This window comes from Gardnerella sp. 30-4 (assembly GCF_001641215.1).
GTDB classification, from domain to species: Bacteria; Actinomycetota; Actinomycetes; order Actinomycetales; family Bifidobacteriaceae; genus Bifidobacterium; species Bifidobacterium leopoldii.
Map to the genome: position 1 here is coordinate 1 of NZ_LXJL01000060.1, position 9,593 is coordinate 9,593.

The window sequence follows — 9,593 nt, forward strand, 5'->3', positions numbered from 1 at the left end:
TATTTTATGGACATATTACGCTTTATAAATATAAAACTTACAGCACTAGGGAGTGTGTATGAGCAATGAAACACGTATCTGCAATGATAAGATGCAGAAAAATGATAATTCTTGCGTAAATGTTCAAAAACATACCCGTATACCTAGCATGAACGCATTAGCGATGTTTGTAAGCCAAATTTTTGTTGTAGTACTTCTCGCAATTGCAGCAATATTGCCAATCGCAACAGCAAAAATAACACTTATATTATGCCTTATCATAATGCTTACATTTATAGCGTTGTGGCCACTGCACGGAAATGTAATTGACCGAGCTATTGCATTATGCGCAGGAATTGCTTCTACATGGTTTGCAACCGGAGTATTAAAGGGATGGCTACCAAAAAGCGTCATTATTGATAACGAAACTGTGTCGATGAGTAAGTTCATTGCTGCAATTCACCCTTACGAACGCTGGGCTGTATCTTTTGCTCTAATTCTTGTAGCAGCAACATTTGTAACATTCTTGAGGCAAATGCTGCGCGAGAATCGCACAAATTTAGTACGAAATCTTTCGCACACGCTTACTGCAAGTATTGCTTGTGCAGCACTTCCGGGTTGGCTATTTTTGCCGTCAATTATTAGCTTTATGCCATCGCTTCGCAATTTAGACGGTGGAATACTCGTTATAGTACTGTGCATATTTATGCTAATCGCGCTATCAGGACTTTCATATTTGTGGGTTCGCAACAATTATGAAGAATACGAAACTGGAATAGTTTCGCACGATATCGCCATTTCTATATTGCCAATAATGCTTTCAGGAATGCTCGTGTATATTGCAGGCCTTGGAATGCTAGTAGCTGCTTAAAATTATTTAAAAGCGTATGCAACGTTACATTTTAATTTACTTTTGAAAGCAGCACGCACTTACATAAAAACGTCGAAAACACGGTATGTGTCTTCGACGTTTTATTTATTAGCTTTTAATCTTTATTGTTTTACTCATTAAAAGCGAAACTTATTTTTCGCTTTCTTCCAAGCGCTTGCGAGCTGCGACGATTTCCTTCTCAGCCTGCTCTACACCAGCCCAGAAGTCACCAGGAAGAACTTCCTTACCTGGCTCCAAAGCCTTGTACTGCTCGAAGAAGTGCTTGATTTCAGCTTTATGATACTCGTTCACGTCATCGATATCCTTGATGTCGTCAAAACGAACGTCTGCTGGAACGCACAAAACCTTGTCGTCTCCGCCAGCTTCATCAACCATGTGATACAAGCCAACGGCGCGGCACTCAACAACACATCCTGGGAACACAGAATTTGGAATCATAACAAGAGCGTCAAGTGGATCGCCATCTTCGCCCAAAGTGCCATCAATATAACCGTAATCATCTGGATAACCCATAGCTGTGAAAAGGGTGCGATCCAAGAATACGCGACCAGTTTCGTGATCCACTTCATACTTGTTCTTAGAACCGCGTGGAATCTCTACCACAACGTTAAAAGTTTCTGCCATATTGGCTCCTTTGATAACTTTAATAACAATTCATATAACTGTTCTATCTCACTTTAGCGCGCACCGACGAACGACAGCAATAGAGCATATAAAACAAAATTTTGTTAACAAATTTCGTTAAATAATAAACGTTTTGTATCACTTACAGAAGTAGTATAAAATCACATATTTCTAGCACATCCTAGGCATAGCAACAAGACACGCTTTAAGCTATAAAAGTGTCTTAATACACAGTTACTATTGCTACGTTTTACACACGATATGTTGCATACATACCAGTATGGTTACCGAAGCGTAGGCAAGATGACAAAAAAGAGATGCGTGAACACTTCCACTGCTTCACAAGCAGATCAATCCTTCAAAACAAAGAAGGTTCCTGCAGAAAAAAATGCTAGTAAAACGACCTCAACTAATCTTTCAGCAAACGCAAATAATACCGTAGAAAAAACTATTCATAGCGCAAAAGCTGAAAATAAACAATCATCTACTTTACCTACAAATACTGTTTCGAAGCGAAATAAAGCAATAGACGGTTTAAGAGCTTTAGCAATTATTGGTATTGTATGCTTTCATATGCGTCCAAGCCTTCTTATGGGAGGATTCCTTGGAGTAACACTATTTTTGGTATTGGCAGGATATTTTTGTACGAGATCAGTTCTGCGCTATTTAAACGCAGATGAAAACGCAAAAAATACAAAAAATATCGGAGATAATAATAAAAATACTCAAAGAATCAAGCATTACTGGGAGTATTTACTAAAGCGCGTAAAAAGAATTTGGCCGTCAACACTTGGAATTATCGCTATAACAGCACCAATTATGTGGCTTTTTTCGCCAAGTCTACTACCAAAGTTACAAGCGGATGCTCTTTCAGGCTCCGGATTCTTTAGCAACATAATGTATGTTGCTCGTAAGCTTTCATATTTTGAACAGTCCGGATTACCTTCTCCTATCAAACATCTTTGGTATCTCGGACTTTTAATGCAGGCTTTTGTTATATGGCCTATTATCCTTGCTGCACTTATTAAATTCGTGCGTAGCAAGCTAATACGCATGTATATCACAGCAGGCTTAGCCATACTTTCTTCTATTCTTACTTTTACTTTTGCCTACTTATTTAACAATTACACAACTCCAGCTCGCGTCTACTATTCTCTAGATACGAGAGCATCAGAATTCTTAATGGGTGCAATGCTAGCAATGTACGGTGCTTGGTTTGTCAAGCATTCATTCCACGCGTGGCTTATTCATGCATTACATTTGCTAATGGGCAAAAAGAACATATCGGTCAGCTTAGCTTCATCAGTTAAGTTAGACAGTAGTGTAGATAATTCAGCACTAACGAAAAAATCAGATAAATCCTGCGCAAATAAAGAAAAAGAGTTTATTGAAGATGGAATACCTGCTGACTTGCGTAAAGGATTACAAATTGATTTATCAGATAATAGCGTAACTCCAGATATACAAGAACTTCCAAATAACGCATTCAATAAGCCAAAAACTGTTTTTTATAATCCACTTCGTGCATGGCAGCGATCTTGCGTTGGGTTATTGGCGACAATTGTGTTGTGCTACTGCTTCGTGTATGCAGAAGGCACATCTTCAGTATTTGTTTTTGGCGGATACACAATAACAGCAGCCGCTTGCACACTAATACTATGGTCTTGCACGCAAACTGATAATATTTGCTCAAGAATATTTGCATGGACTCCACTCGCCTATATCGGCAGACGCTCTTTTGCAATTTATTTAGTTCACTTCCCTGTTCTTGAATTATTCAACCCAGCAAATAGAACAACTGCTATTTCTACAGGAGAGCAAGTCTTGCAAGCACTAGTAATAGTTGCACTTGCAGAATGCTTGTATCAGTTATTTGAAAAGCCAATAAAAGATCAACAATTATTTAAGCTTATTCGCTCTGTCTCACTAACTTTGTGCTGCATAATTATTGTGTCGTTAATTATCTTGCCAGTAAATTGGCAGGATATAGCCAAGCATAGGTCAATGCAGCTTCGCCCAGAATTGACAGCACAAGTAGAGCAATCTTCATCGTCAAATAAAAAACCTACTGCTTTTGACAAAACTAATTCTAAGCAAGAAACAAAAGAAAAAGCAGTTCCAAAAGGTGTGCAAAAGAATGTAGTAAAACAGTCTCTTCCACCTACACCATCGAAGTATCGTATTCTCTTCCCTATTGCAGAAAAAGTTCCACGAAATCTTGTTACTACTCATACGCGGATCGACAAACGACGCAATACTTGTTCCGTAAACTTAACTATGGTTGGAGATTCTATTACTGAAGGCGCTAAACCATATTTGATGCAAGTTATGCCTAACGCTTATATAGATGGAAAAGTGAGTAGACAAATTTTCCACGGAGCTGATGAATACGAGAAAGATATTTCGGCAAAACACGCTGGAGATGTGGTGATTTTCGCTCTTGGAACCAACGGTCCTCCTCATGACGATAGCGTGCTTCAACACATGGTTGATGTCGCAAAAGGTAGACCTGTTTATTTCGTTACCACACGAGTTCCGCAACCTTGGCAGGATGCAACGAACGATAGCTTACGCAAGTTCGCAGCAACTCATCATAATGTTGGCATTATAGACTGGCATGGTTTGAGTAATGGTCACTCGGAATATTTGACTGACGATGGAGTTCACTTAACTCCAATTGGCGGTCCACAATACGCGAAGATGATTCGTTTAGCTGTATGCGGCGGCTGAAAATTAGAGTTATAACGCGCTAAAACTTTTTAATACTGTTATTAAGCATAATAAATTGTGTTTTGCGTGGTGAAAATAGCTACGAAATATTACGATAGTATCTATGACTGAGTTGAGGACACTACGTGATTTGCAAGACGCTGGGGAAAGCGTATCTACTTGGACGAATCCTTTGCGCGATCCACGTGATTTGCGTTTAGCTCGCATTGCGGGTCCGTGCAGCCTAGTAATTTTTGGCATTACTGGCGATTTAGCACGCAAAAAACTTATGCCAGCAGTATATGATTTAGCTAATCGCGGGCTTTTGCCTCCAGGATTTGGTTTAACTGGTTTTGCGAGACGCGATTGGACGGATGAACATTTCGTAAACTTTGTGCGCGAAAATATTGAGCAGCATTGCAGAACGCCATTTCGTGAGTCAACTTGGATTAATCTCGCTAAAGGCATACGTTTCGTACGCGGCACCTTTGACGATGCGTCCGCGTTTGAGCGTTTAAGCAAAACAGTGAACGAACTTGATCGAGACAGAGGTACTCGCGGAAATCACGCTTTTTACATGTCTATTCCGCCTTCCAGCTTCCCAGTTGTTGCCCAACAGCTTGCAGCATCAGGTCTTTCGCACTCTTCTGAGCATGCTTGGCGACGCGTAATTATTGAAAAGCCTTTTGGTCACGATTTAGCGAGCGCACGAGAATTGGATCGCGTTGTTTCTGAAGTTTTTGATCCTAATTCTGTGTTCCGAATTGACCATTATTTAGGCAAGGAAACTGTGCAAAATTTGTTGGCTTTCCGCTTTGCTAACGCAATGTATGAGCCGATTTGGAACGCAAATTACGTCGATCACGTGCAAATTACGATGGCTGAAGATATTGGCATTGGCGGAAGAGCCGGATACTACGACGGAATCGGTGCTGCACGTGACGTGATCCAGAACCATTTGCTTCAACTTATGGCGCTTACTGCTATGGAAGAGCCTGTAAGTTTCCGCGCTAGCGATTTGACTGCTGAAAAAACGAAAGTTCTATCCGCAATCCGACTACCTCAAGACTTGGCTGCCAATACTGCTCGAGGACAGTATGCAGCAGGATGGCAAGGCTCTTACAAAGCTGTTGGATACTTGGAAGAGCAAGGAATCGACCCTAAAAGCACTACTGAAACGTACGCTGCAGTGCGACTTGACGTTGATACTCGCCGTTGGGCTGGAGTTCCGTTCTACTTGCGAACCGGAAAACGTTTAGGCAAGCGCGTTACGGAAATTGCTGTTATTTTTAAGCGCGCTCCGCATTTGCCGTTTGAGTCTACTGCAGTTCGAGAGCTTGGTAGCAATGCTATTGTGATTCGGGTGCAGCCAGACGAGGGCGTTACTATGCGCTTTGGTGCGAAAGTTCCTGGCGGAACTGCTATGGAAGTTCGAGACGTTTCTATGGACTTTAGTTACGGACGCTCTTTTACTGAAAGTTCCCCTGAAGCTTACGAGCGCTTGATTCTTGACGTACTTCTTGGCGAACCACCGCTATTCCCAACTACGCAAGAAGTAGATTTAAGTTGGAAAATTCTTGACCCTATTGAGGAATTCTGGAGTTCGCTTGGCACACAACCGCAACCATATCGCGCTGGAACGTGGGGTCCAGCAGAAGCTGATGCTATGCTTGCTCGAGATAATCGCCATTGGAGGCTGCCATGATTATCAACCTTCCTGATACTAATACAAGCAAAATTGCAGCAAAAATCGACGAATTGCACGAAGAGCGCGGCGAATCTGCTACTGGTCGAGTGCTCACTTTGCTTATTGATACAACTCTTAAAGAGTTAGAGCATGCACTTGATGCAGCAAACGCAGCTAGCCGCGAGCATCCTTGCCGAGTTATTGCAATGGTTCGAGATTGGTCTAGCGAGCACGCTGCTGAGCGCGGTGAGGTTGTGCCGAATCTCGATGCTCAAGTACGTTTTGGCGCAGATGCCGGAGCTGGTGAAATTATTATTTTGTATCCGCACAACGGTTTAGTTCGTCATCCGGATACGCTTGTCATTCCACTACTTGTGCCAGATGCACCGGTTGTTGCATGGTGGCCAACAAACGCTCCGGAAGATCCTGCTCACGATTTGCTTGGAGCTATGGCAAGTAGCAGAATTACTGACGCACAGCGAGCAGACGATACTCTTAAAACTGTGCAAAACTTGCGTAAAAACTGGTCTCCGCAAGATGCAGATTTGTCTTGGACGCGTTTAACTCCTTGGCGCGCGTTACTTGCTTCTATGCTCGATCAACCTCCACATTTGCCTATTCTTAGCGCGAAGGTTGTGGGTCCTACTCATTACGTATCTCTGCATTTACTAGCAGCTTGGCTTAAGAGTAGCTTGCACGTGCCTGTAGAAATAGTTGAAAATCCTGAAGCTCAAGCTATTACTTCCGTAACTTTAGAACGCGAGGATGGCACATTGTCACTCACCCGCCCTGCTGGCGGAGATCAAGCTTTGATTAGCCTGCCTGGACAGGCTGCACAACCTATTGCGCTTCCTATTCGCACTCTGGATGATTGCTTAAGCGAAGAATTGAGACGCATTGATCCGGACGAAATTTACGCGCAGCTGGTGCGAGATAATCCTTCAGAAAATGCGTGAAACATTACGTGAAACAATTCGTGAAATATTTTTAATTGCATAAAAGGAACAACTATGACAAATAATGAAGTTACTTTTGCACATAACGCAAGTATTTACGGATACGATAATCGCGATGTGCTTGCAGCCGTTGCAGCCCAACGTCTAGTAACGCTTATTATGGAATCACAGAATGATGTGCAAAATCTCAATAAACCATTTCATTTATTACTTACTGGTGGCACAGATTCAATACGCATGTTCCAAATGCTTGCTAATAACCCGCTTTTACCAGCAATTAATTGGAATTTAGTGCATATTTGGTGGGCAGATGAGCGTTTCGTAGCTTATGATAGCGAGGATCGCAATGCGCGCAAGGCTCGCGAAATGTTTCTTAACTTACTTACTTCTAACAAAGCTTTGACAGAATCTCATATTCACGAAATGCCTGCAGATGAGCGTAATGCGGAGGAAATTGTAGCAGCCAGCGACGCTGAAAATGACGCTATTTTAGACGCTGCAGCGCGCGACTATGAGGAAGAAATCGTGAGCATACTTGGCAAAGAGCCAGTGTTTGATCTAGCAATTCTTGGCATGGGGCCGGATGCGCATATGGCTTCACTTTTCCCAGGATTACCGCAGGTTAATAATCGCGATCGCATTGTTGTTGGAGTAAATCACTCCCCTAAACTTCCACCAATGCGATTGTCTCTTACAGTTCCTGTGCTGGCTCACAGCCACCGCACTTGGTTCTTGACTGCCGGAGTAGAAAAAGGCGCTGCTTTAATGAATGTACTTTCTGGTGATAATAATCCAGAATATCCTGCGTCTTTTGCAAACGGAACTGACGAAATCTCTTGGCTAACCACCGCGGAAACTTTGCAAGCTGCTATTAAGTAACTTGTATAGCTTTCTAGCAACATGCATAATACTCAGAACAATAAATAACAGACCTCTGCATAATAATGCAAAGGTCTGTTATCTCTAAATATTATTTGTTTTAATCTTGCTTTACTTCTGGGCGATTAGGCTCTGCCCACAAAGTGTGGAATACGCCTGGCTCGTCAATGCGACCGTAAGTGTGAGCGCCGAAGAAATCACGCTGAGCCTGAATAAGCGAAGCTGGCAAACGCTTGGAACGCAATCCATCGTAGTATGCAAGCAAGCTAGAGAATGCTGGCACAGGAACCCCGTGCTCAACTGCACGCGCAATAACACGACGCCAAGCAGCCTGCGACTTTTCAATAGCATCCTTAAAGTACGGTGCAAAAAGCAAAGAAACGCTCGCTTCACCGGACTCAAAAGCCTCAGAAACGCGGTTCAAGAACTGAGCGCGAATAATGCATCCACCACGCCAAATGCGAGCAACCGCAGCCTGGTCAATCTTCCAATCATGCTCAATTGCAGCAGCAGCAATCTCGTCGAATCCCTGAGCATAAGAAACAATCTTAGAAGCGTACAAAGCTTGGCGAATATCCTCAATAAACGCCTTACGCTCAGCATCGTTCAAATCAAAATGCACATCCGGACCAGTCAAACCTTGGCTTTCAGCAGCTTCTCGCAAAGCAACCTGGCTGGAAAGTCCGCGAGCAAACACGGCTTCAGCAATACCGGTAACTGGTATTCCGAGAGAAAGCGCAGACTGTACAGTCCAAGTACCAGTGCCCTTCATGCCAGCGTGATCCACCATCATCTCAACCAAAGGCTTACCAGTTTTAGCATCCTTCTGGCGAAGCACATCAGCCGTAATCTCAATCAAATAAGAATCAAGTTCGCCCTTATTCCACTCGCTAAACACGTCTGCAATTTCGTCGGATTTCATGCCCAAGCCGCGAAGCATTAAATCGTAGCTTTCGGCAATAAGCTGCATATCCGAGTACTCGATGCCATTGTGAACCATCTTCACAAAATGACCAGCGCCGTCAGTACCAATATGTGTTACGCAAGGCTCACCTTCAGCAACAGCAGCAATAGACTTCAAAATAGGACCAAGAGTCTTCCAAGATTCCTCAGTGCCACCAGGCATCATCGAAGGACCACGCAAAGCACCTTCTTCGCCGCCAGAAACACCGCAACCAACGTAATGAAGACCACGCGCGCGAATGTCACGCTCTCTGCGAATCGTATCTTCAAAATAAGAGTTTCCGCCGTCGACGATAATATCTCCAGGCTCCATAGCATTTGCAAGTTCTTCAATCACAGCATCAGTAGGAGCACCAGCTTTTACCATAATTATTGCGGTGCGCGGACGCTTTAGAGAAGCCACAAATTCTTCAACAGTTTTTGAAGGCACAAAAGCACCTTCACTGCCATGCTCATTCATTAAAGTTTCAGTGCGCGAATAATGACGATTATAAACAGCTACTGTATTTCCATGATGCGCAAGATTACGCGCTAAATTCGAACCCATGGCAGCCAAACCAACAACACCAATATTTGCCTGAGCTTGAGTCATAATGACACCTCTTATCTTGTACTTGTTTTGTTATTTGCACGCATGCTTTGCGCACCCAAGCAATCTGCATTATCTACAAAATGCACAACTTTTTATTTTGCGTTACGCCCCTTCAAGAAACGCACTTAATAATTTTATAGGCGGATATGCACAAGGCTTAACAATATGCAAGTTAAGTAGTTCCAAATATAAATTCTGTGAAATAGATTACATTTTTAATCGTTAAAACTAAGCTCATATTCACTTCATAAAACACGACACGCTTACAAACACGCTATTTTTAGCTATTTTAAATAATAACTATATATAGTG

At 42.7% G+C, this 9,593-nt stretch carries 7 protein-coding genes; 5 read left to right on the forward strand and 2 right to left on the reverse strand.

Annotated elements, in window-relative coordinates; translation table 11 throughout:
• Positions 1 to 58 precede the first annotated feature (58 nt).
• Positions 59 to 850: a hypothetical protein gene (locus A5294_RS04455; protein ID WP_032842348.1), complete on the forward strand. Its 792-nt coding sequence runs from the start codon at positions 59 to 61 to the stop codon at positions 848 to 850.
• Positions 851 to 1,000: 150 nt separating this feature from the next.
• Here A5294_RS04455 and A5294_RS04460 read toward each other — a convergent pair whose 3' ends face one another.
• On the reverse strand, positions 1,001 to 1,495 hold the full coding sequence (locus tag A5294_RS04460; RefSeq protein ID WP_004105658.1) for an inorganic diphosphatase: 495 nt from the start codon (positions 1,493 to 1,495) through the stop codon (positions 1,001 to 1,003).
• Between the two features lie 303 nt (positions 1,496 to 1,798).
• Between A5294_RS04460 and A5294_RS04465 the strand changes: the two genes are divergently transcribed.
• The 4 genes from A5294_RS04465 (at position 1,799) to pgl (ending at position 7,726) form a co-directional block, all read left to right on the forward strand.
• Complete coding sequence (locus A5294_RS04465; RefSeq protein WP_064340573.1) at positions 1,799 to 4,225, forward strand: acyltransferase family protein; 2,427 nt, start codon at positions 1,799 to 1,801, stop codon at positions 4,223 to 4,225.
• Between the two features lie 103 nt (positions 4,226 to 4,328).
• On the forward strand, positions 4,329 to 5,909 hold the full coding sequence (zwf, locus tag A5294_RS04470; RefSeq protein ID WP_004105660.1) for a glucose-6-phosphate dehydrogenase: 1,581 nt from the start codon (positions 4,329 to 4,331) through the stop codon (positions 5,907 to 5,909).
• A complete protein-coding gene (locus tag A5294_RS04475; protein WP_064340574.1) occupies positions 5,906 to 6,847 on the forward strand; it encodes a glucose-6-phosphate dehydrogenase assembly protein OpcA in 942 nt (313 codons plus the stop codon). Before zwf ends, A5294_RS04475 begins: the two co-directional genes overlap by 4 nt.
• A 54-nt stretch (positions 6,848 to 6,901) precedes the next feature.
• On the forward strand, positions 6,902 to 7,726 hold the full coding sequence (gene pgl / locus A5294_RS04480) for a 6-phosphogluconolactonase (protein ID WP_004574148.1): 825 nt from the start codon (positions 6,902 to 6,904) through the stop codon (positions 7,724 to 7,726).
• 100 nt (positions 7,727 to 7,826) lie between these two features.
• Here pgl and gndA read toward each other — a convergent pair whose 3' ends face one another.
• Positions 7,827 to 9,281 carry an NADP-dependent phosphogluconate dehydrogenase gene (gene gndA, locus A5294_RS04485; protein WP_004574149.1) on the reverse strand — a complete coding sequence of 485 codons (1,455 nt, stop codon included), beginning with the start codon at positions 9,279 to 9,281 and terminating at the stop codon, positions 7,827 to 7,829.
• Between the last annotated feature and the right edge of the window lie 312 nt (positions 9,282 to 9,593).

Coding starts and splice junctions, on each gene's coding strand:
- A5294_RS04455 (WP_032842348.1), top strand. CDS start 59: ATGAGCAATGAAACACGTATCTGCAATGATAAGATGCAGAAAAATGAT.
- A5294_RS04460 (WP_004105658.1), bottom strand. CDS start 1,495: ATGGCAGAAACTTTTAACGTTGTGGTAGAGATTCCACGCGGTTCTAAG.
- A5294_RS04465 (WP_064340573.1), top strand. CDS start 1,799: ATGACAAAAAAGAGATGCGTGAACACTTCCACTGCTTCACAAGCAGAT.
- zwf (WP_004105660.1), top strand. CDS start 4,329: ATGACTGAGTTGAGGACACTACGTGATTTGCAAGACGCTGGGGAAAGC.
- A5294_RS04475 (WP_064340574.1), top strand. CDS start 5,906: ATGATTATCAACCTTCCTGATACTAATACAAGCAAAATTGCAGCAAAA.
- pgl (WP_004574148.1), top strand. CDS start 6,902: ATGACAAATAATGAAGTTACTTTTGCACATAACGCAAGTATTTACGGA.
- gndA (WP_004574149.1), bottom strand. CDS start 9,281: ATGACTCAAGCTCAGGCAAATATTGGTGTTGTTGGTTTGGCTGCCATG.